Annotated in this window: 27 protein-coding genes and 1 pseudogene; 14 read left to right on the forward strand and 14 right to left on the reverse strand. The window is 59.8% G+C overall.

The window, feature by feature from the left end:
* Window positions 1-14 precede the first annotated feature (14 nt).
* The 4 genes from NKI15_RS31060 to NKI15_RS31075 all read left to right on the forward strand — a co-directional run bounded on the left by NKI15_RS31060 (window position 15) and on the right by NKI15_RS31075 (window position 6,674).
* Complete coding sequence (locus tag NKI15_RS31060) at window positions 15-2,816, forward strand: beta strand repeat-containing protein (protein ID WP_352888052.1); 2,802 nt, start codon at window positions 15-17, stop codon at window positions 2,814-2,816.
* Window positions 2,817-2,990: 174 nt separating this feature from the next.
* On the forward strand, window positions 2,991-4,691 hold the full coding sequence (locus NKI15_RS31065) for a type I secretion system permease/ATPase (protein ID WP_286442753.1): 1,701 nt from the start codon (window positions 2,991-2,993) through the stop codon (window positions 4,689-4,691).
* A 19-nt stretch (window positions 4,692-4,710) separates the two neighbouring features.
* Entirely contained in the window at window positions 4,711-6,048 is a 1,338-nt protein-coding gene (locus tag NKI15_RS31070) for an HlyD family type I secretion periplasmic adaptor subunit (RefSeq protein WP_023741153.1), read from the forward strand.
* A 371-nt stretch (window positions 6,049-6,419) separates the two neighbouring features.
* Window positions 6,420-6,674 (forward strand): hypothetical protein, encoded by a 255-nt coding sequence (locus NKI15_RS31075; protein ID WP_352515455.1) that lies wholly within the window; start codon window positions 6,420-6,422, stop codon window positions 6,672-6,674.
* On the opposite strand, the gene NKI15_RS31080 is transcribed toward NKI15_RS31075, so the two are convergent.
* From NKI15_RS31080 to NKI15_RS31115, 8 genes are all read right to left on the reverse strand, one after another.
* Window positions 6,643-7,047: an AIPR family protein gene (locus NKI15_RS31080; protein WP_352515447.1), complete on the reverse strand. Its 405-nt coding sequence runs from the start codon at window positions 7,045-7,047 to the stop codon at window positions 6,643-6,645. The two genes, NKI15_RS31075 and NKI15_RS31080, sit on opposite strands and share 32 nt — an antisense overlap.
* 7 nt (window positions 7,048-7,054) lie before the next feature.
* Window positions 7,055-7,558, reverse strand: a complete 504-nt coding sequence (locus NKI15_RS31085; protein WP_023706913.1) for a TadE/TadG family type IV pilus assembly protein — start codon at window positions 7,556-7,558, stop codon at window positions 7,055-7,057.
* A gap of 293 nt (window positions 7,559-7,851) precedes the next feature.
* Window positions 7,852-8,094 carry a TadE/TadG family type IV pilus assembly protein gene (locus NKI15_RS31090; protein WP_023706912.1) on the reverse strand — a complete coding sequence of 81 codons (243 nt, stop codon included), beginning with the start codon at window positions 8,092-8,094 and terminating at the stop codon, window positions 7,852-7,854.
* Between the two features lie 5 nt (window positions 8,095-8,099).
* A complete protein-coding gene (locus tag NKI15_RS31095) occupies window positions 8,100-8,306 on the reverse strand; it encodes a hypothetical protein (RefSeq protein WP_156932444.1) in 207 nt (68 codons plus the stop codon).
* Between the two features lie 71 nt (window positions 8,307-8,377).
* On the reverse strand, window positions 8,378-8,869 hold the full coding sequence (locus NKI15_RS31100) for a hypothetical protein (RefSeq protein WP_156932443.1): 492 nt from the start codon (window positions 8,867-8,869) through the stop codon (window positions 8,378-8,380).
* A 57-nt stretch (window positions 8,870-8,926) separates the two neighbouring features.
* Window positions 8,927-9,550 (reverse strand): TadE/TadG family type IV pilus assembly protein, encoded by a 624-nt coding sequence (locus tag NKI15_RS31105; protein WP_023706910.1) that lies wholly within the window; start codon window positions 9,548-9,550, stop codon window positions 8,927-8,929.
* Between the two features lie 70 nt (window positions 9,551-9,620).
* Entirely contained in the window at window positions 9,621-9,902 is a 282-nt protein-coding gene (locus tag NKI15_RS31110) for a hypothetical protein (RefSeq protein WP_023706909.1), read from the reverse strand.
* 110 nt (window positions 9,903-10,012) lie between these two features.
* A complete protein-coding gene (locus NKI15_RS31115) occupies window positions 10,013-10,804 on the reverse strand; it encodes a type II and III secretion system protein family protein (protein WP_352515448.1) in 792 nt (263 codons plus the stop codon).
* A gap of 71 nt (window positions 10,805-10,875) precedes the next feature.
* On the opposite strand from NKI15_RS31115, the gene NKI15_RS31120 reads away from it, so the two are divergent.
* Window positions 10,876-11,073 carry a hypothetical protein gene (locus NKI15_RS31120; protein WP_023748442.1) on the forward strand — a complete coding sequence of 66 codons (198 nt, stop codon included), beginning with the start codon at window positions 10,876-10,878 and terminating at the stop codon, window positions 11,071-11,073.
* A gap of 618 nt (window positions 11,074-11,691) precedes the next feature.
* On the opposite strand, the gene NKI15_RS31125 is transcribed toward NKI15_RS31120, so the two are convergent.
* Together NKI15_RS31125 and NKI15_RS31130 are read right to left on the reverse strand one after the other, a co-directional pair.
* On the reverse strand, window positions 11,692-12,192 hold the full coding sequence (locus NKI15_RS31125; protein WP_352515449.1) for a hypothetical protein: 501 nt from the start codon (window positions 12,190-12,192) through the stop codon (window positions 11,692-11,694).
* 93 nt (window positions 12,193-12,285) lie between these two features.
* Window positions 12,286-12,609 carry an exopolysaccharide production repressor protein gene (locus NKI15_RS31130; protein WP_352497379.1) on the reverse strand — a complete coding sequence of 108 codons (324 nt, stop codon included), beginning with the start codon at window positions 12,607-12,609 and terminating at the stop codon, window positions 12,286-12,288.
* Between the two features lie 208 nt (window positions 12,610-12,817).
* On the opposite strand from NKI15_RS31130, the gene NKI15_RS31135 reads away from it, so the two are divergent.
* Window positions 12,818-13,003 (forward strand): hypothetical protein, encoded by a 186-nt coding sequence (locus tag NKI15_RS31135; RefSeq protein WP_023833470.1) that lies wholly within the window; start codon window positions 12,818-12,820, stop codon window positions 13,001-13,003.
* A 188-nt stretch (window positions 13,004-13,191) separates the two neighbouring features.
* Here NKI15_RS31135 and NKI15_RS31140 read toward each other — a convergent pair whose 3' ends face one another.
* On the reverse strand, window positions 13,192-13,326 hold the full coding sequence (locus tag NKI15_RS31140) for a hypothetical protein (RefSeq protein ID WP_352515450.1): 135 nt from the start codon (window positions 13,324-13,326) through the stop codon (window positions 13,192-13,194).
* 877 nt (window positions 13,327-14,203) lie between these two features.
* Between NKI15_RS31140 and NKI15_RS31145 the strand changes: the two genes are divergently transcribed.
* Complete coding sequence (locus NKI15_RS31145; protein WP_352497378.1) at window positions 14,204-14,422, forward strand: hypothetical protein; 219 nt, start codon at window positions 14,204-14,206, stop codon at window positions 14,420-14,422.
* A gap of 112 nt (window positions 14,423-14,534) precedes the next feature.
* Entirely contained in the window at window positions 14,535-14,693 is a 159-nt protein-coding gene (locus NKI15_RS31150; RefSeq protein WP_352888064.1) for a hypothetical protein, read from the forward strand.
* On the opposite strand, the gene NKI15_RS31155 is transcribed toward NKI15_RS31150, so the two are convergent.
* The 3 genes from NKI15_RS31155 to NKI15_RS31165 form a co-directional block, all read right to left on the reverse strand.
* Window positions 14,694-15,437, reverse strand: coding sequence for a hypothetical protein (locus tag NKI15_RS31155; protein ID WP_023824898.1), 744 nt, complete (start codon window positions 15,435-15,437; stop codon window positions 14,694-14,696).
* Window positions 15,438-15,927: 490 nt separating this feature from the next.
* A complete protein-coding gene (locus tag NKI15_RS31160) occupies window positions 15,928-16,776 on the reverse strand; it encodes a hypothetical protein (protein ID WP_352515451.1) in 849 nt (282 codons plus the stop codon).
* Between the two features lie 76 nt (window positions 16,777-16,852).
* The gene (locus tag NKI15_RS31165) at window positions 16,853-17,050 is read right to left on the reverse strand and encodes a hypothetical protein (protein WP_352515452.1); all 198 of its coding nucleotides are present in this window, start codon (window positions 17,048-17,050) and stop codon (window positions 16,853-16,855) included.
* Between the two features lie 86 nt (window positions 17,051-17,136).
* Here NKI15_RS31165 and NKI15_RS31170 point away from each other — a divergent pair, with 86 nt between their 5' ends.
* The 6 genes and pseudogenes from NKI15_RS31170 to NKI15_RS31195 all read left to right on the forward strand — a co-directional run bounded on the left by NKI15_RS31170 (window position 17,137) and on the right by NKI15_RS31195 (window position 21,271).
* Window positions 17,137-17,478 carry a hypothetical protein gene (locus tag NKI15_RS31170; protein ID WP_352515453.1) on the forward strand — a complete coding sequence of 114 codons (342 nt, stop codon included), beginning with the start codon at window positions 17,137-17,139 and terminating at the stop codon, window positions 17,476-17,478.
* A 59-nt stretch (window positions 17,479-17,537) separates the two neighbouring features.
* Window positions 17,538-17,741, forward strand: a complete 204-nt coding sequence (locus tag NKI15_RS31175) for a hypothetical protein (RefSeq protein WP_023738756.1) — start codon at window positions 17,538-17,540, stop codon at window positions 17,739-17,741.
* A gap of 1,107 nt (window positions 17,742-18,848) precedes the next feature.
* The gene (locus NKI15_RS31180; RefSeq protein WP_348626206.1) at window positions 18,849-19,133 is read left to right on the forward strand and encodes a hypothetical protein; all 285 of its coding nucleotides are present in this window, start codon (window positions 18,849-18,851) and stop codon (window positions 19,131-19,133) included.
* A 240-nt stretch (window positions 19,134-19,373) separates the two neighbouring features.
* Window positions 19,374-19,849: pseudogene (locus tag NKI15_RS31185) on the forward strand (Hsp20 family protein).
* 74 nt (window positions 19,850-19,923) lie between these two features.
* Window positions 19,924-20,433, forward strand: a complete 510-nt coding sequence (locus NKI15_RS31190; RefSeq protein WP_023696160.1) for an Hsp20/alpha crystallin family protein — start codon at window positions 19,924-19,926, stop codon at window positions 20,431-20,433.
* Window positions 20,434-20,503: 70 nt separating this feature from the next.
* Window positions 20,504-21,271 carry an NADH dehydrogenase ubiquinone Fe-S protein 4 gene (locus tag NKI15_RS31195; protein WP_502898738.1) on the forward strand — a complete coding sequence of 256 codons (768 nt, stop codon included), beginning with the start codon at window positions 20,504-20,506 and terminating at the stop codon, window positions 21,269-21,271.
* Window positions 21,272-21,481 lie beyond the last annotated feature (210 nt).

Consider the following 21,481-nt stretch of genomic DNA (forward strand, 5'->3'; position numbering starts at 1 on the left):
CGCGGAGCTATTCCGTGGACGGCGGGCTGGGGTCGGCAACCTATACGGCGCCGACCGGCCAGGGCAGCCACACGGTGGTGGTGACCGACACCGACACCGCCGGCAACACCGCCAATGCCAGCATCACCTTCAATCTGGACACCGTGATTGCGACCCCGGTGATCACCGGCTTTACCAGTGACAGCGGCACGGTGGGCGACCACATCACCAACGACACCTCGCTGATGATCAACGGTACGGCGGAGGCCAACAGCACGGTCACGGTGTTCCAGAACGGCGTGTCGATCGGCACAGCGTTGGCGGACGGCAGCGGCAACTGGAGCAGGGTTGACAGCAACGTTCTGGTGAACGGCACCACATATCAGTTCACGGCGACGCAGACTGACGTGGCCGGCAACACCAGTGCCGTGTCAGCCAGCTACGCGGCTACCATCGACACCACGGCCGCTGCCCCGGTGATCACCGGCTTTACCAGTGACAGCGGCACGGTGGGCGACCACATCACCAGCGACACCTCGCTGATGATCAACGGTACGGCGGAGGCCAACAGCACGGTCACGGTGTTCCAGAACGGCGTGTCGGTCGGCACAGCGTTGGCGGACGGCAGCGGCAACTGGAGCAGGGTTGACAGCAACGTTCTGGTGAACGGCACCACATATCAGTTCACGGCGACGCAGACTGACGTGGCCGGCAACACCAGTGCCGTGTCAGCCAGCTACGCGGCTACCATCGACACCACGGCCGCTGCCCCGGTGATCACCGGCTTTACCAGTGACAGCGGCACGGTGGGCGACCACATCACCAGCGACACCTCGCTGATGATCAACGGTACGGCGGAGGCCAACAGCACGGTCACGGTGTTCCAGAACGGCGTGTCGATCGGCACAGCGTTGGCGGACGGCAGCGGCAACTGGAGCAGGGTTGACAGCAACGTTCTGGTGAGCGGCACCACATATCAGTTCACGGCGACGCAGACTGACGTGGCCGGCAACACCAGTGCCGTGTCAGCCAGCTACGCGGCTACCATCGACACCACTGGACCAGCAGTAAGTTCAATTGTATTCCTAACGCCCAACCCGGATGCTAGCGGCTACACTGACGTCAGTATCACGTTCACCGAAGCGGTAGGCAACTTTGATGCCAGTGACCTGCAATGGCAAACTGGCGGTTCTGGACCGGCAATCACGCTAACAGCCACTTCTACGCCAGTGAAGGTCATCTCCCTGACGACCGTGGACAACATTCACTGGGCCCTTCAACTCGATTATTCTGGTAGTAGCCCGAGTGGCAAAGATAATGGAAGGTTGATTGTCACACCCACCTACACTGACATTTCAGGTAACATTGGGGCAGCAGGTCAAACCACGTCGACGAATGAGAAAGTGGCCCCCGCGGGGATTGCAGGGCAGCCGATTAATCTTGCCCTAACAGATCCGGGAACCGTGCAGGGTAACATTGCAGTAACGGTTGCAGGCGTTCCGCTGGGCTGGAGCCTCAGCGAAGGCACTGACAACGGCGACGGCTCCTGGACGGTGCAGACCAATAACATCGCCGCTCTCTCGATCATCTCGCCCGACAGTTACACTGGCGCTCTAACGCTCAATGTCACTGAATACTGGACCAATACCGACGGGAGCACGGCCAATGTTTTCGTCTCCGACAATGTCGAGGCCTACGCTCCGGGCTCGCCGATCTTTGCCTGGTCCGGCGACGACGTGCTGACCGGCTCCAGCGGAAACGATCTCTTCGTCTTCTCGCAGCCGATCGGCAACGACACAGTGCACAGCTTCGACGCTGCGGCCGACCAGATCGACCTCATCGGGTACAACGGATTGGCAAGCTTCGCCGACGTCCAGGCGCATATGGTCGACGACGCCAACGGCAACGCGGTGATAGCGCTCGGCGACGGGCAGTCGATCACGCTTGATGGCGTGCACTCAAGCGCACTCACCGGAAGTAATTTCGTCTTCGACCAGACGCCGGTGGTCAACAATTCAGGCACCATGACGATCGGCGACGGCGCTCTGCTGCCGCTGAGCGGCATTATCAACAACAGCGGTCTCATCTCGCTCGACTCGGCGGGCGGCGATACGCTGTTGCAGGTCATCCAGCATGGCGTGACCCTGCAGGGTGGCGGGCAGATCCTGCTGTCCGACAGCGCCGCCAACATCATCTCCGGCACGGGGCCGGACGCCACTCTGGTCAATGTCGACAACACGATCGCAGGCGCCGGCCAGCTGGGCGGCGGGATGCTCAGCCTTGACAACAGCGGCACCATCATCGCCACCGGCTCGAACGCGCTGGTCATCGACACCGGAGGCAGCGTCGTCGTCAATTCGGGAACGCTGGAGGCAACCGGCTCCGGCGGCCTTACGATCACCGGCGGGCTGGCGAATTCCGGCATGATCTGGGCCAATGGCGGCAATATTGCCATTAACGGCCAGGTCACTGGCGACGGCGATGCCACGATCGGCGATCTGTCGAAGCTTGAGTTCGGTGCGGCCTCTTCAACCGACGTCACGTTCGCGGCGGATGCCGCCGGCACATTGCAGCTGGACGATTCCTTCGATTTCAGCGGAAGCATCGCCGGCATCACCAGTGACGACAAGGTGAACCTCGAAGACATCCTGTTCGGCACCGGAACGTCCACTGCCTATCAGGCGGACCTCGACGGCGCCGGAGGAACGTTGACCGTCACGGACGGCACGCACAACGCCACGCTCCACCTGCTCGGCGTCTACGATGCCCACAGCTTCACACTTGCCGACGACGGCACCGGCAGGACGGTGGTGCAAGTGAGCGACTTTGTGATGTGAACCAAAAGGAGAGCCGCACGGATAGGCGCGGCTCTCCTCATGCTGCGGGCTCCTGATTCAGCTTACGAATTAAGGTTTACGGCAGGAATAGGAAGGGAACCACGTGGCCGATTGGACGATCAGGAGTAGTATCGGTTCCGGGCGTGGACAGGGGGGCGGTTTTCCGCTGGGTATTTGAGTCTCGACAACAAATCCAAGATTGTGAAGGACGCCTTGCTGGCGTGCCGCCGCTATTTCCTGGTTGCGGCGGCATTCAGTCTGGCGATCAATCTGCTCTACCTCGCGTCCCCACTTTACATGCTGCAGATCTACGACCGGGTGGTCACCAGCGGCAGCGAAACCACGCTGGTGATGTTGACCCTGGTGTTGCTGGCGGCCTTCCTTTCGTTGGCCGGCCTCGATCTGGTGCGCGCCTCCATCCTGACGCGTGCCAGCGCGCGGCTCGACCGGTTGCTGTCGGCAAAAGTCCTCGCCGCGTCGGTGGAGACCCCATCGCCGGGCTCCTCGCAAAGCCAGCCGATCCGCGATTTCGACACGTTCAGGCAGGTGATCACCGGCAGCGGCATCCATGCCCTGTTCGACCTGCCATGGTCACCCATCTACATCGGCATCATCTTCCTGCTGCATCCGTGGCTCGGCTTCTTCGCGCTGGGCTGCTCGCTGCTCTTGATCGCCATGGCCGTGCTCAACGAGTATCTCGTGCGTTCGCCGCTGAAGCAGGCCAACGACCTGGCGACGACCAACTATAATTTTACCGAAATGAGCCTCAGAAACTCGGAAGTCGTTCGCGCCATGGGGATGATCGACGGTCTCATCCGCCGCTGGGGGCGCGACCGTAACCTGGCGCTGCGGCGCCAAGCGGAGGCAAGCGATCGCGCCGCCCTGATGTCCGGCCTGATCCGGTTCCTGCGGCTCACCATGCAGTCGCTGATCCTCGGCCTCGGCGCCTATCTGGTGATCGAGCGGCAGATCACCGGCGGCACCATGTTTGCGGCGAGCCTCTTGCTGGGCCGGGGGCTACAGCCGGTCGAGCAGATCGTCGGCCTTTGGCGCAGCCTGATCCTGGCCCGGGCGGCGTTGGCAAGGGTCGAGAAGCTGGTCGACGGGGGGGCGCTCAACGAAAGATCTTTCAACCTGCCGAAGCCCACCGGCAAGGTTTCGGTCGAGCAGGTCAGCTTTGCAATTGCCAGCCAGCAGAAAGTGCTTCTCCGCGACGTATCATTCCGGCTGGACGCAGGCGAGGCGCTGGGAATCGTCGGCCCTTCCGGCGCCGGCAAGTCGACGCTGGCGCGTCATCTCGCGGGCGTCATGCAACCCAGCCGCGGCACCGTCAGGCTGGACGGGGCCGACCTGTCGCAGTGGGGGCACGACGCGCTCGGCGACCACATCGGCTACCTGCCGCAGGATATCGAACTCTTCGCCGATACGGTCGCCGCCAACATCGGCCGCTTCAAGACCAATGTCGACCAGGAGGTGATAGCCGCCGCGCGGCTCGCCGGCGTTCACGAGATGATCATTCGGCTGCCGCAGGGCTACGAGACCCAGATCGGCGAAGGCGGCGCAGTGCTGTCGGGAGGATATCGGCAGCGGATTGCTCTTGCTCGTGCGGTATTCGGAACGCCGAACCTGATCATTCTCGACGAGCCGAGCTCCAATCTCGACGCCGATGGCGACCGCGCGCTGAGCGAGTGCGCGATCGAGCTCAAGCGCCGCGGCAGCACAGTGATCATCGTCTCGCACCGGCCTTCGACCTTGGCCAATGTCGACAAGATCCTTCTGTTGCGCGATGGCGCCGTCGAGGCCTTCGGCATGAGAAACGAGATCGTGGCGCTGCTCAACCAGCGCGCGGCTCCAATGGCGGTGGCAACCCAATGAGCTGTGGCCGGAGAGATCGATGAGCGACGGCGCCCTCACCTACCGGAGCCTGTCCGGCGAAACCGGTATCCTGGCCCCGGATTCGATCCGGGTGCCGGCCTCTGTCGGCCTGCTGATCATCATTGCCTTCTTCGGTATCTTCGGCGGCTGGGCGGCTTTTGCCCCGCTGAACGGCGCCGTGCTCGCCGACGCCATCGTCAAGGTGGAAGGCAATCGAAAGAGCGTACAGCATTTCGACGGCGGCACGGTGAAGGAGATCCGCGTCAAGGATGGCGACATCGTCAAGGCAGGCGATGTGCTGGTGGTGCTCGACGACACGCACGCCCGTTCCGAATTCAACCTCTATTCGCAGCAATATGCGTTGTTGCGCGCTACCGATGCCCGCATTCGTGCAGAGCTCGACGGCCATGAGGCAGTCGCCTTTCCGAAGGACATCACCGCTGAGCACCAGGCCTATCTGCAGGACGCGATGACCAACCAAATTGCCGACCTCGGGAGCCAGCGCGCCTCGATGGCCGGTGCCAAGCAGATCCTGCAGAAACGGATAGCCGAACTCGACGAGCAGATCGATGGAAAGCAGGCGCGCGTCGAATCTTTTCGTGCGCAGCTCAAGTCGACAATTGATGAAAAGGCAGGCCTCAACAAGTTGCTGAAGGCCGGCCTGACAACGCGCACGCGTGTCCTGGAGCTCGACCGCTCCGCCTCCGACCTGCAGGGCCTGATCGACCAGACTCTCGGCGATATAGCCGGAAACCGCCAGAGTAAGGCCGAGCTTGAAAGCCAGATTGCGCAGCTCACCAACGAGCGCCGCGCAAAACTCTCAACCATGCTGATCGACGCCCAGTCCAACCTCGCCGACCTGGTACCGAAAATGTTCGCCGCGCAGGCCACGGTCGACCGCGCCGAAGTGCGGGCGCCCTATGACGGCCAGGTGATGAATCTCACCGTTTTCTCGACCGGCGCGATCGTCGCCCCCGGCCAGACCATCCTGGACATCGTGCCGACTAGGAATTCGTTGATCGTTCAGGCGCAGGTGAAGGTCGAGGACATATCCAGCCTGCGCGCCGACATGACGGCCGAGGTCCGCTTCACGTCCTACAAGCAGCGTTCGATACCGGTCATTCATGGACGGGTCACCCGCATTTCGGCGGATCGCGTCACCGACAGCAAGACCGGGCTTCCCTACTATCTTGCCGACGTAGCGGTCGATCCCGCGGAATTGGCCGCGGCCCCACAGATTGCGCTTTATCCGGGCATGCCGGCGTCAGTCATGATCGTCACCGAGGAACGCACCGCACTGGACTACATTTTAGGCCCGCTGGCTGTGTCGTTCCACTCCGCGTTTCGCCAGAAGTAACGAGCTTCGCGCCCAACATATTCGCGTTTTTTCAATTTGCGGACGCGGTCCAAGGTAGGTGGCGAGACCCATCTTATTCGATGGTCTGCGCCATCTCCAAGGCGGCCCAACCCATCCGGGAGCTTATTTCGATTTCTGGCGATAACGGTTGGGCTAGTTCCATGTTGCACGAACTTTCCGGCTCTCTGTCGCTTAAATCCTTTCTTTCCGGGCATGTCTCGGCCCATTCCTTGCTGTGCCTGCAACATGGCTGCAACACAAATTGATATGTTTGTTCGTGTATGTCCGTCCGATCGGCCTCCTCGTCAAGGCAGGCCATCGTTGATCTGACCAACTACGATCGCGCTGCCAACTACGGCGCGATGCTCTGGATGACCGCGAAGGTCCAGAGCCCCGAAGGCGAGCAAGCCCAACGATTATGGACTGAGAAGGGTAGCCAGGCGTTCGATGCTGAAGGGCGTGACGAGCGGATGGGACGGCGAACTTACCCACAGTTGGCGCGAGCAGCGGCCGGCACGAAGCCCGAACAGCAGACTTCTCCGGTGCGCCAGCGCCGACGCCGCAGTCAAACGCCCGCGCAGGAAGCTTTCGTCGCTACCGCGCGCACGTTCGTAGAACCAGCGTGACTGACGTTGCATACCGCCCGCCGGGCGCGCCCAGATCGACCCGAAAGCTCCTGCATCCGTCGGTGGAAGGATGATTGGACGAGAAGTCGGCCATGTCGACCTTGTTCTGATTGTTGGCCGACTGGGAGATGCGCGGCGCGATCTCCTCGATGTCACCATCGTCCAGAATCTCGACAATCTTGACCGGCACTTGGAGGCGGCTCGCGTCCACATCGTCCTTGCGCCACGCGCGGAAGATCGAACCGGTCGTCTGGCCGCCGTTGACGATCCGGAAGTCGTCGGCTGCCAGGAGATCTGCCGTGCCATCGCCATGATCCAGAATGCGAAGACCGGTCGCCGTGACAGCCAGGCCATTGTCGAACGCGAGGAACATCTGAGGCTCATCGATGGATCGTTTTCCGGATGACTTGATTCACCTTGCCCTTGAGCTGAAGGAAACTGCGGACGTTCCGCTCGAGCAGCCTGGGGCCATGTAGCCGGTACATCTCGACCAGCAGATTGCCCGGCATCATTGTGAGAAGGCAGCCGTATCCGCTGTTCGACTGGCTGGCGATGACACATCTGAGCAAAGCGCCCAGCTCGCGGAAGTCCACATGGATCGCTCTTCGATCGCCCGGCCAATGCGATCCGCATCGCCGCCGGACAGGCATCGGGGAAGAGCTAAAGACGGTGCTGGTCGAGAGCTTGACTAGGTACCAATGAAGGGGGACTTTACGATTTTCGCACCCTATCCCACTCGCGACCGGCGTCGAAACCTGCGCCAGTATGGCGCCCATCTGTACGGCCTTGTTGCCCGCGTTCCATTGGTACAAGAGATAGCCAAAGTCGACAAAGCCGAGCAGCAGCGTCAGCAGCAACGGCATGGCAACGGCCATTTCAACCATTGTAGCGCGCGGACTGATCCGCGCCGAATTTTGTCTTAGCCGTCACCATCCGAAGACTCGCTCCTGATGCGACACGGTTATTGTGAGAGCCCGGAAGCCCAGATAGCTCCAAAGCCCTAGATCGCTGTATGGGAATGAAGTGCTGACCTCTACGACATCCAGTGTGCTGGTGCTGCTGAGGTATAGTTCGGTGCCAGTGGAGACATCGACCGCGTCAGCGAAACTCTTGGTGACCGTGACCTGTCCATTGGTCCAGCCTTTTACCCTCGCGATGCTGCCGGTCACAGTGCCATTTACAGCCAGGTTCGTTCCCAGGGTAACGCATTGGCCCAGTTGCTGTCGTTACAGCGGGCCACGTAACGCGCGCCGTCCTCTACACCAGCCTCGAGCAGAAGGCGCGTGTTCAGGATGTTGGACAATTCGAACACACCCGCCGACAAAAGCAGCATTAAGGGTACGATGAGCGCCACCTCGACCAGTGCAGCGCCGTTCTCGTCGCCTCTGAAACGCCGGGTGATTTGCCTAAGCCTGATCATCTGCTCTACCGGTAGAGCTGGGCTTCATTGCGCTGAAGCTTCTTCAGCGTATTCTGACCGACGACCGTGCTGATGTCCTCGGTCTCGCCGTAAATGTCGGCGTTGGGCACACCGCCCGCCGGCTCGGTTACGAACACGTTGGCAAAAGCCTGCACTGGCAAAGTCTGCCCACCACCTTGGACTGTGTTGGCCACGCAGTCGATGATTGCCACGTAAAGCAGTCTTCTGTCGGCACCCTGCGTCGTCGTGTTGCACTGAGGGGCAGTCGCCTCCTGCCCGCTCTTCAGGGCGGGATTGGCAATTTCAACTTGTAGACACAGTATCCGCTGGGATTTGCGCCGCACGAGGTAATCACCCCGGCAGTGCTGGCGCTCCCATGGTTGACGGTCCAGTAACCTGCGAAGTCCCAGCTGCCATCGCCCAGCACGCCTGCCTGCGAACAACTGCCCGACGTAAAGCAATTGTCCCGGGGAAGCGCCTTATAATTGTTCGCCTGCCCGCTGTTGGGCGCATCATAGCTGCAGTTTGACTTGCCCGCATTCTTCACAACCATGCCTTTGCGGACATTGGGCGCCGGCGGGTTAGGTGTGGGATCGGTCTTATATGGCCCGCCATTGTCGTAAATGTCGAAACGGGTGTTGATTCCGGCATTTACTGGAGGAATGTTGCCCGGGCGGGTTTTTACGCCGTTCTGACTATAGCAGGCAGGCGGGCTGGTCACCGCGAACATTTCAGTAAGCGTGGCCGTCGATTTGTCGCCCTGCGGCGATGACAAGAACCCATAGTTGCCGGGACCATATTGTGCGCTGGAGCCGCCGGTCTGCTCCTTCAGTCAAATCATCGGCTTAGTGGTTCCCGACACGGCTGTCTGGAGAGCGCCGATAGACGTATAGGGATTGCAAATGAACATCGGTGTGAATTGACACAGGGCGTTGTTAAACCGTGCCACCGCCTGCGTCTGCCGGTTCATGGTGTCATTGCTTCCGACAAAACTCGCCGGGAAGATTGTAGCAAACGCGATGGAGTTGACGGTTACCTCAGCGAATCTCGCCGCCTTCGGATCTGTGGTGCTCCAGTTAACGCCGTTTTCGTCCACGCCGGCGGCGTTGAGCCCGATGCTGTCACTGGCGGGAATGCCGGACAGGTAGGTGACGGTCAGGTCGGCGGGAACCAGCTTGTGATAGTCAGCGGTAGAAAATTTCGTGGCATTTGTCTTCAGAAGATTGTCGCGAGCCCGGTTGGCCCTGGTAATAGCGTCCGTATTGCCATCCAGCTCGGCCGCTGCCGCCAGCACAAATGCATCGGCGCCTTTCTGCATATCGTTGTGAAGACTATTGGCCCGGCTCATGTCGATCGCCAGAAGCGCGAAGCCAACGAGCACAGGCAGCATGATTGCGACGAGGATCATCGCTATGCCGCGTTGATCATTCCAGAACGCCCTAATGGTCCCCAACATGACCTTACTCTCTGCTTCCTTTGCACCAGGGCCCTCGCTCACCCAGCGCAACGCAACCGCATCCTTCTGTTCAATTCGCTCCGTTGGTCACACCCGACCCGCCGACATTGACCGTTATCGCAGGCGGTGGCGGTGGTGGCGATGGAAATTTGTAGCCCTGTGCAACAGCGGCTGCCCGGGCGCCGTCGCCTTCGATATGTGTGTTCTTCGCGTTCGGATTGAACGGATCCACCGTCTGCGCCAGCGAATTGAATTTTTGCGTGTCGCCGGCGGCCAGGGTGACCGTGTCGTAGTGGTTCAGATAGTCCGCAGCGCAGCCCGATAGGGCGCCGGCGCACAGAAAGAGGATCAAGGCGCTATTTCTTGACATAGAGCATCTTGTCCTTCGATTTGAAGTCCAGCATGTGGCCATAGGGGCCGGTGACGCCGTCGCCCGTTTCATATTTCGGATCATGTCCTTGTTCACCTCGAGCTGACCAAGGATGAAGAACTCCGGGTCATTGGCCGGCCGTGTCTTGTCGAACGGGGTCGCCAGCTGCTCGCCAGGCTCACCGGCCGGACGATGTGCGGCGTGACGATAACCACCAGTTCGGTCTCTTCCTTCTGGTTGCTCGAATTGCGGAACAGCGCACCGATGACCGGCACCTGGCCCAGCCACGGCACCTGGTTCTGCAGCTTGGTGGTCTTGCTGGACAGGAGCCCGCCGACCGCGAAGCTCTGGCCGTCGCGGAGTTCGACGACGGTTTCCAGCTTGCGGTTGGTGAAGATCGGGTCGCCGGCGGTGGTGAAACCGGTGAGGTCGCTCACTTCCGGCGCCAGCTTCATATGGATCTTGCCGTCGTCGAGTACGACTGGCGTGAACAGCAGATTTACGCCAAATTGCTTGTACGTGATGGTTATCTGGCCATCATTGCCCACGACACGGATAGGCACTTCGCCGCCGGCGTTGAAGCTGGCTGGCTCACCGGACAGAGTGGTGAGATTGGGTTCTGCCAGCGTGCGCACGACCCCCTTGGCCTCAAGCGCTTCAATGATCAGGTCGACCTTGATGTTGCTGTCGATGACGCGGGTGATCAGCGCCGCGAAGGGATTGGTGTTCGACAGCAGGCCGGTGATCAGGCTGCCGGGCCCCAGCACCACATCATCTTCGTCGACGGCAGCAACGCGCGTGCCTGTACGGGTCGTGCCGCTGCGATTTGTGCTCTTGATCGACACACCGAGGTCGCGGCCAGCATTGCGCTTGGCTTCCAGCACGCGGACCTCGAGATTGACCTGCTGGCTATCATCCACAATGACGGAATTGATGATGGCGTCGGGACCTTCCTATGCTTGTGAATCTTCCTCTTGTCGCCGTTGCTCCCCTTGCCGATTGGGTGGGTCATCGAGCCGAGCAGAAGGCGCTGTTGAAGGCAACGGACGGGTTGAGCCAGTCACCAGACGACGTGCTCGGCGACATCGGGATTTCCCGTGACGACATCACGACGTTTGCGTTCCGCAGCCCGGCGTCGAGACGTAGGGGCTGAGCAATAAAAAGCCCGCCACCGTGAGGCAGCGGGTTCTCTTTCGGAAATGATGAGCTGCCTTTTACGGCCGGCCTTGATGGGGCGGGGTTGCGGATGCCTCTGGCCGGACATTCGACGTCATTGAAGCGAGGCACTCCTCCAGACGTTCCAGCCGCGCCTTCTGGCATCGCAGTGTGTGCGCGACGTCATGCAGCCTGGATTTACCCTGAGAGTTGGCGGCAGCGATCAAGTCTATTTGGAGCCGACTGATCTCGCTCCGCAGATCGCGAGCGTCAGCTTCCATCAGACCCCTGATCCATCCAGCCCCGCGCATTCCAGCACACCATCCACCGAGCCCTGCGTCGCACGATAGCACCGAGTTTGCTAACAACCATGCCATGAACCTTCTCGAATTTTATGCATTGCTAATATATAAAAGGCCCGCCACCGTCAGGCGTCCGGGCAGTTTTTGCCCGTTCGGATCGATCTGTGAGGTTTGTCACGGACGCATCGACGTATCGGCGTAGGCTACGTGCAGTTTCCTGCAGGGGTAAAGGGAGTGGTCCCGATGCTTGTGAACCTTCCTATGCTTGTGAATCTTCGTCTTGTCGCAGTTGGTCCCCTTGCCGATTGGGTCCGTCATCGAGCCGAGCAGAAGGCGCTGTTGAAGGCGACGGACGAGTTGAGCAAGTCACCAGACGACATGCTCAGCGACATCGGGATTTCCCGTGACGAGATCACGACGTTTGCGTTCCGCAGCCCGGCGTCGAGACGTTGGGGCTGAGCAACAAAAAAGCCCGCCACCGTGAGGCTGCGAGCCAAATTATTCGAGAAGCAAACTGGATCGTTCCAGGTTCTGTAGCGCGGGAAGCGCGGCCGGTAGCCGAACACCCGGCCGAGGATGCGAATGCAAGAAGATGGCCCTCGTCCGCACACCAGGGAATCGAGAAGGAACGTCTCGTGCAGACTTCCCTTGGCGGCAAAGCGGCCCCCATGGCCTCGCCCGTGATTGTTGCACCAGATCATGGTTTGCGGATGACCGCCTCCAAACATGGCGACCACAACGCACCCGTCCTCCAGTTCCGCGTCTGGATCAATGATAAGGCTTTCAGCCCGAAGCTCGGGGTAGGTGTCTGTCACCGCAAACACGTTGTAGGCCCACTTGCTGGCGGCACTGCGAGGCAAAACTGCTGCCCCAGGGTCACGTGACCGTGCCGAGACGATCGCGGGCTATCAGATGCCGTCGACGTTCTGTTGAGCCGCGACCGAAATTCGACTAGTCGAGTCAGCCGCTTCCGATGATCGCCAGTATATCAAGCAAACGACCAGCCCGGCGTACCCGACTTGCAGAACGATCAGCGCAAGGACCGCACAGCCGAGCGCGGTCCAAATTGAACCGGCTTCGATGTAGGTCCAGATCGCCACAATGATCGCAGTGGCAGACATGCCGACCAAAAACTGTGGAAAATACATTCCTCCGCGTTTCATTAATTTAGCGATTGCGCAATTAGCCGATTCTAAAATATCGCTGCAGCATGATGTCGCATCGGCTAGCACTTACCCATCCACATAAATGGTCGCTGCAGTCTTTGGGTGTGGGGCCGCACCGGCCACCGCGCGCGAAGATAGAGCCCCGCGCTGCCTAGATATAGTCATATTAGCAATCACGCCATTAACCATGTAGGCGCTCCCAAGCCAAAACTCAGGGAATCCCTCTTGAAGGCTCAAACGAGAGGACAAGCTAATACCGTTGAGAGTCGCGGGCATGGACGACGGTATGGGCGAGCATCTTGGGGTTTTCGACCTTGACGCTTTGCGCAAGGCTTTCCTCGAGTTCGTAGAAGAGCATAAAACCACGGATCATCCTGAGTGGGGCGAACTCGCCAAGCTGTTCCTCGAAAATCAACGAGAGCGGCACCAAGAACCGGACCCTGCCCAGCCGGAGGGGTGAACGCACCAGCGCTGTGTGACCGGACCGGCGCAGAAGCCATGACCAGAACAAACCGGGGATTCACGGATTCGCGGTGTCGATCTACATTTGCTCTGAGATGGCATTGGCGTGGCGCTGGCCGGTTAGGTAAGCGAGCCCCTTGTCAGGCAGTCCGGCATGTAGGACATGACCGGCACGTCGGGGAAGCCTCAGGCTAAGTCCACCCTTTTGGCGACACGACGATTCACTTCGATAATCAATTCGAAGACGCTTTCAAGCTCGCCGTTGATCTCGTCGGCAGGAATCCCGGCCTTCTCGGCAGCTGTCATCAACTGGTCTTTCAAGTCGCCAACCGAGATGGGGTCTCCCCGCGCCACAATGGCAGTTGTTTGGCTACCCACTTATCGAGAAACCTCAGGCCACGGACGCTCATTTGTTAGCAACCTCTCATCCTTGACACTGCACCCGCCCGCGGCCGGGTGACACCCGATCGCATAAGCGTGACGATTCCCTCCTATGACTTCCCGTATGCGGTTGTCGATTCGACTTCGAAGGCCGTGATCGGCCAGATATGGAATTAGTCGGCCCGGTCACGCGACAAGGTAACCGTCAGCCTGCGGCCACTGGTGACTGTCGACGCCGAGCACGTGCGCGTTGTTGAGAGCCATGTGGGGTCGCCACGGCGAAAAAAGCCGATTGTTGACAAAGCCTAACGGCGCTGCTTGAGGAGATCAAAGGCCTCGTCGCAGGGGCAGCCGCCGGAAAGAATGGGATTCGGGCCGCTTTGGATTATTATGCGGTTCCCGAGCCAGCACGGCGACAAGTACCGAGCAGTCGAGTTCCTCGTTGAACGAAAAGTGCGGGTCGGCCTCTGGCAAGATCTGAGCCAAGCGTAGCGATTTCAACCTGGCTGTCTTGGCGGCACGTTCTGTGCATTCAACCTCATTGATCGCTTTCGCGGACCGCACTGCACCTCGGCGTTCTCCCAGCCAACACATTTCCTGGTAGCCTCATTCTCACCTCCCCCCAACGCAAATTTCTACATTCGGATGAACCATGTCGCCCTTCATTCTGATGAAGCCCAAGCTGAAGCAGCGGACCAGATGGCCCGCGATTGTGGGCTCGCACCGCCCGGCGAGGTGACGCGAGCCCGGCCGAGTCTTGCGGGACCCTGGACAAGGACAGCGCCGAGTGGCTGGGTCGGCGCTCCTCGATTTCCTCATGGAAGGCAAACACCCAGAAACACCAAAGATGACTGTTGAATCGGCCGCTGACGCCGCCAGAGGCCGCGACCAAGTTCTAACCGCCATTTTTGAAGGCATAGCAACAGCCTATCAAGCCACGCTCTATGAAAACAATGATCCTTTGGACAGTTGCGCGACCTTTGCAGAGACGGCACTAGCGTCGCTGGAGTCGACTGGCTTCAGAGTGGTGCGTTAAGCCACCTTTGCTGCCTGCACGGTTTCGGGCGAACCGTGCAGGTTGCCCAATGGGGCGACAGTGGAACAAACTGAGGATTCACATTCCCGGAGTTCCGATCTAGAATCATTCCATGGAAACGGTGTTCGATGATATCGCCAACGCCCTCAGAGAGCCCCGCTCAGACGTGTGGCGCCCAGTCCGCGCCTTCGCCCTCGATCTTGCCGCCAAGCTGTTCCTTGGCCTCGCTGTCGGCCTAGGCGTTGGCTTTGGAATGGCGCTGGCTGGTTAGCTATCTCGCTGCGGCCGACTGAAGTGCGACAGCAGCAAAATCTGCCGTTGAGTTTCCCGAAAACGTAGCAGTCTCTGATTCAGCGGAGGTCGAACTTGTTGATGCATGGATGCCAAGGAAATCCTTTCCACAAAGGGCACTAAAATCTTCGGTGACATTGCTCATGGACCCGGAGGTGGTGCCGGAAGCGATGAGCGAGATAAAAGCGATGCCATCGGCTGGAATGGTGATGGTAATCCTGTCGCCGCTTTCTGCAGCTATCGCGGCAGGTATCTCAGAAGCTCCAACCACTCTGTAAATCTGCGCCGTGACAGACGGGTTGCCGCCATCAAAAGTGAACCCGATGTCGGTCGACGTTGTGTTTTCCAATATGTCGCCGCTGCCGGCTGATATGAACCAGATCTCGGAATTGGCGCTTGAGGGCACATCATGACTGCGCACCAGGCGCCTTGCCCGAAGGTCGCCGACAGTTACGGTATCCAGCGTCCGCAACTCCCCGAAAAACTTCCATGAGACTTCGAGCCAGATATCCCTACCGGTAGCAACAGCACCAAGGTTTTTCGAGGGCGCCTTGACCGTGGGGCCAGGGACGAGCCCCCCACTATTAAAGGCCGAGACAGCCGAGACCATGATCGGTGACGAGCGCTGTAAATTCTGAAAGCCAATGATCGCCGCCGTGATCGCCAACGCCGCCAGGACAAGGGCAATCGCTATCCAAACAACTGACCGGCGTCGATTTCGCATCGTTGCCCCAACCCTAGGGGAAATATCAACGTATTAGCAACTGCTTGTATTTCTCGTGAACCAGGATCATTCTTGCCGCACGGAGGCCACCAGTAACGATGGAAAAGGGGAACGTCATGGAATCCGTTTGCTACGCCCAAAGCTCGATCTGTTTGCTGTCGCTCTTAGTCAACACCACGATGGCGCTTATTGATTTGACGCCATTCGCAGCGACGCGCCTGCTGGTGTTGAGGATGCGCGCGGACTCGGGCCGAAACCTTCAACTCGCCTAAGCGCCGTGGGCAAACCACGTTACCGAGGCGCAGTTCATGCGAATATTTCTGTTGATCCTTGCCGCTGTCGCCGTGTTCTACATCTGGGACAACGTGGCGAACAAAGGGCTGTACACTGCCCAGATTGAACGCAGCGTGGGTCTAGTCGCAGGCTTCAAACTCATAAACTAGCGCATCGCGATTGGTTGCACATCATGGCCAGAAGGTTGCCGCAACCATCAGACTGCACCGATGTGGGCCATGAAATCGGCAATGACGGTGTCCCTCTCGGGTGCGCTCGGTACCGTCGAGAACGTTGCAAGCTCAAAAATCTTGCGGTCGAGATAGCCGCCAACCGATTTGCCGAGGCACATCTTGCGCGTCGTCAAATCGTTGATGGTATTACCCGACGCCACGGACGCCTCGATGCCGCCATTGACGGAGAATAGAGGCTCCCGCCTTCGTGGCGCCATGTCGTCACCACAGGCACGCCGGTCGAGATGGCAGTACTGGGAACCTGCCAAGGGTACGACACGAAATTCGATCCTTGGCCAATGGGCCTCCGGATAGAAGTGCCATTTGCAAATAACCAGCGTCGTCACCCACAGGATGTCATTGTTAGCGGCGTTGCCTGCGCCAGTGTTGTTAGCGTTGATGGCATCGATGTAGCCCGAACAGATCACAAAGCCGGACGACAGCCCCACGAAATTGGAGATGCTCGCGCCTATCAGTTGGCTGGTGATGCCGTTGAAATCGGCGCATGTCCGGCTGATTGGACCTGCAGTTGTAAAGGCCGGCTGCGCACTGGTGACCCCAATCTTCTCGAAGTGCCGGCCGCCGCCGGTCTGGTCCTTGAAGGAAGCGGTGCCGGGCGTCGGAATCTTCGCCGTGGAAGGGTTGTCGATGTTGGCTTCGATCTTCAGTGCTTCGAGCCTGCCGCTCAGACCCCGCCGAGCGCAGGACTCTTTGCGGTAGGCATTTTCCGCCGCGACGAATTCCGAGGTCGGTCTCGGGAGCTTCAGTGCTGATCTGAAGTAAGCCGCGCTGGCCATTTTCGAAGGGCGAGATGTCTTGGCAGCGATGTTCATTGCCATTATGTCCATCGCAAACGCGATGCGTCCCGTCGCGTATGTCACGTTTGCCGAAAATATTCCCGCATAGCCGCTAGCTCGGCTTTCCATCTGCCGCCGACGCGCCGGCCGAAACCTTTCCGATCTTCTGGCCGAGAGCCTCGGCGGCAACCGCCGTCTCGACCCAATCTCCAGAACTCCGATCCTCGAACTCCGTTTCGATCTCAGCGACGAGCGCCGCTATTTGCGCGAGTTGGCGTCTGATCGCTGCGAGTTTGCGCACGGTGCTCATGGGCACGTCTCGATCGATGCCGGAACCAAAGTCGTTGAGCAAAGTTTCCTTACCGAAGGGCGTTTTAGGTTTTTGGAGAACTCGAAATGAAGACCATCATCCTTGGCGCATTGGCGCTTTGCTTGGCTGCGCCTGCGGTCGCGTCCGCAGAAGAAGGCATCGTCTTCCAGACCCAGCGACATCACCACCGCCATTATTGGGACGACAACAATAACGACCGTGTGGTCATCTATCGGAACGGACACCGTCTCCATCGCCGCCATCATGGCGAGCAGGCGTTTTACGACAATGGCGAGCGCGCCTGGCGCCGGCATCATCACCGGTCCAGCGACTTTGTGGTCACCGGATCGATCAACCGTCCGATGCATCACCGCCGTCACGTCGTCATTCAGCAGGACGACAATAGCGATTATGACGCCGACTATTGATCGCAGTCTAACGGCCCGGCCTTCGACGAGAGCCGGGCACCGGAGGGAGGGGTTTCGCCATGACGATGCTGTTTCAACCCTTGGACTTGGACGGTCACAAGCGCAGCGAGCTTTACCATGCGGCGCGGTTGTCGATGCTCCAATGTCGTGTGTTGACGCGCTTCGATCGGGTCGAAGAGGCTGCCGATAAGGTGCAAGCAGCGGCTGAGTTGTTCGCTGAGGCGGCTCGACCTGTCGGAAGCACTCAAACGCTCGGTATGTGAGCGCGAAGTCGGCGGCGGAACCGGTAGGCGGCAACGCGCGTTGCCTTTGCATGGTCGACTATCTCAATCGGTACTGAAGGAACTGTGTCCTGCCTGGCTCATGCGGAAGGCGGGCGTCGTAGACGTTCGCCCTGTTGAGCAGCAGCCAGCCATATGCGATCTAATAGGTGCGGCGCCGCCGACGCGATATCGTGGGCCGGTGCGGTCCGAGCCTCCCGACCACAGGCTTAACGAGTCCATAAGCATGCGCAATTCGGGCTGACCCGCGACGCAGAAAGTTCGAAAAGCTTCCAGGAACCCAGGCAAACTGGACGACGCAAACGACGCAAACTGGACGCCGCAGACAACAATCCGGTTCACGGACATCCTGGTGAGCATTCGCATTGGAGCGGATAGTATCGTCGGCAAAAGAGGGTCCGAAAACGCCTTTCGGCAGCTCCCTCGTAGGAACGAAAAAAGAAGAGAAGCGGAACTTGCGTGTGCAGTATTTGCACACGAACCCTCATTAATATCTCATTTTATTAATCTATCTTCCCCATCATCATCGGGGCCACGGCCACTCTATGGTCTTGATATTTCAGCATCTATTTAACATCAGAACCTTAGAACCTACCGCACACGCTGCGTCAGCGAGACCTTCCTGCAAGGCGACGATGCGCGGCGCTGGGGCACCGACACCAAGTCGATCGCAGTGAGACTGTATAGCCCGCCTGAAGCCTTCGGCGAACTCATCGGCCTCCATATCGACGACATGTGCGATGTAGGCAAGTCCCCTCGCCGCTCCAAGGCCGCACCCTCGCTATGCTCCGAACATCTGGGGAAGTGCAGCATCGCGACCCTCGATCGCGAACGGCTCGCTCCCTTCGGTTGTGATCGAGCCGCCCAGGGTGCCGGACCGATGACTCTCGGTGTCGACATCACCTGGGGAAAGTCGTTGAGCGTCGTTTGATCCTGGATGATCTGCCTGGTCGTGATCGCGACAGCCGCTGGCGAGAGCCGCCAAACACGCATGAGATTGTCTGAAGCGGAGGACCATCCATGGAAGGACCCATTTCGAGCTATTTTGCATCGATTGAACCCGTGGGGCCCTGACGTTTTCTGGACCGCTTGCTGCATCCGGCGCGGCATTTCAAACATCCCCACGACGTTTTGGCCGATGTTGCCCTGGACGATCAGGAGAAGCGCGCCATTCTTTCGCCATGGGCATCGGATGCCTGCGCCGTAGAATCCGTGCCAGCGCTTCGCATGCTGCCGCGAGCGGGTGAACCGGTCAGCTTCGACACGATCATGGATGCGTTGCAACAGTTGGATCAATCGGATGAGCGTGCCGGTCCTGACTGCAGTGACAGCGCGGCAGTGGCCGCGTTCGTACCATTCGTCGATCGGATTTAAGGGCGACGTAGTTCTTCTTGCACCATGGACCCGTCGGCGAGTGACCCCGCCGGCGGAAGGGGTGGCATTGGTGCGTTCGCCCAGATTGCCGATGAAAATTTTCCTATTCTTGCTCTTGAAGGTGTAAGTCGCGATTCTAAATTGATGGTCGCCGGCAGCCTAATGGGGCCGGCAACACCAGGAGGCGGCAAGGCTCTTGGCGCCTTCTGTTGTCCATGTTGCTCAAAGGAGGATGTGGCTATGAAGACAAACCTCGATTTTACCCCTCTATACCGGTCCAGCATCGGCTTCGACCGCATGGTCGACATGCTTGAAAGTGCGAGTCGTGTGGCCTCGTCGACAACTGGCCGCCCTACGATATCGCCAAGGTTGATGATGATCAGTATCGCATCACGATGGCGGTCGCCGGTTTCCCGCAGGACCAGCTGACCGTCACCCACCAGCCCAACATGCTGGTTGTGAGCGGGTCGCAATCCGGCGATGAGAACGGCCGGTATCTGTACCGCGGCATCAACGGGCGCGCTTTCGAGCGTCGGTTCGAACTGGCCGATCATGTCAAAGTCGAGGGCGCCAGCCTTGAGAACGGGCTGCTGAGCATCGATCTCAAGCGCGAGGTTCCCCAGGAGATGAAACCGCGCAAGATCGAAATCTCCAGCGGGGCTCCCATGCCGAAGATCGAGGCGCCCAAGGTCGAGACCGACAAGCTGGCCGCCTGAGCAATCCACCATGAAGGCTTTCGCTTGAGCCGGGCGTCCCGCCCGACTCAGAGACCTACAAAAGGAGAAAGACAATGAGCGTACGTGACTTGATCCCATGGGGCCGGGGCAACGGAAACTCGGCGCCCAGTCTCTTCCCCGACGGAGATCGAGACCCCTTCGTCTCCCTCCACCGGGAGGTAAACCGGCTGTTCGATGACGCCTTCCGCAGCTTTGGCGCCAGACTGCCGGCCTTCGGTCCCTCTTTCGCCGCCAGTTGGCCGAGTGTCGAAATCTCCGACACGGACAAGGAAGTCCGCGTCACGGCGGAAATACCTGGCCTGGACGAGAGCGACATAGAAGTCCTGCTGGAAAATGGGGCGCTCAAGCTTAAAGGCGAGAAGCGTTCCGAGACCGAGGACAAGGACCGGCAGTTCTCCGAGCGCTTCTACGGTCGCTTCGAGCGCCTCATTCCGCTCGGCTACGAGGTTGAAGAAGACAAGGTCAACGCCGCCTTCAAGAACGGGGTGCTGACCGTGACGTTGCCCAAGACCGAGCGGGCGCAGGCGAAGGCCAAGCGGATCGCAATCAACGGGAAGAACTGACGGATGCAGTATGGGTGGCGGCCCTTACGGCCGCTGCCCGTGCGACCCTTCATAACGGGAGGGACAGGCAATGGAGACAGTTCAAAGCAGCGACAACAGAAACCTAACCAAGACGTCCGTCCGGCCGGACAATGACAATCGGCCTCGTCTAGACGGGCCGGCTTTGTCAATGGGACGGTCAGTGTTTCCGGACGGCGCAACGGCGCGGATCTACCAGCCATGCCGCCCGGCCATGACCTCGGCAAAGCCCCGCAAGGCCTGGCGATTGGTCTTCGAACGCCGCACAGCCCCGTTCATCGAGCCGCTGATGGGCTATACCGGTAGCCGGGACACCCTGACCCAGGTTGAACTGAACTTTCCGACGCTGGAAGCGGCGATCCGTTATGCCGAGCGTCAAGGCCTCAACTATGTCGTGCAGGCTGCACCTCCTGCTTCCCAGGCCAAGGTCACGCGCCAGCATGCATCGGAGGAGAAACAGGCCTTTTCCGACCTGGTTTGGCAGCGGCTGCAGTTGGCTTGGCTCCAGGCAAGCCACGGCTATGGCGCCGGCGCACAGGCAGCGCACATACAGACGGCGCTTTCCGAGCCGGAGACATTCTACGCCTCTCCGATGGAGGTTGTGGATGACCCGGTGCTCGCACCCGACGAGAAACGCGCTGTGCTCAAGAACTGGGCCTGGAACGAGTACCTGATCGACCTGGCCACCGCCGAAGGCATGCCGGAAAATGCACGCCCGTCGCGATTGGACGAGGTCGAACTCGCCTTGCTGGCCTTGGAAGTCCGAAACCGGGGCTTCCAGACCAGGACCAGCCCGGTGCACTCCCGGATAGCCGCATGATAAGGCAAGAAGGAACCTACTGATCGTCTTCGACGCCCAACGGACCATCCCGAAACCCTTCCCGCTTGCGGTCGCGGCAGCGGGCGGGCGCGCGCCGACAACTTTCCCAATGCGTGGTTGTGTGCGTCAAGTTCTGCAAAATGGGGCAGCCATGATGCTGGTCATGCGGCTTGGCGCAGAGCGAGCTTCTTGTGCTCGCGCAGGTCGTCC

Source organism: Mesorhizobium sp. M0862 (assembly GCF_040319795.1).
GTDB lineage: Bacteria > Pseudomonadota > Alphaproteobacteria > Rhizobiales > Rhizobiaceae > Mesorhizobium.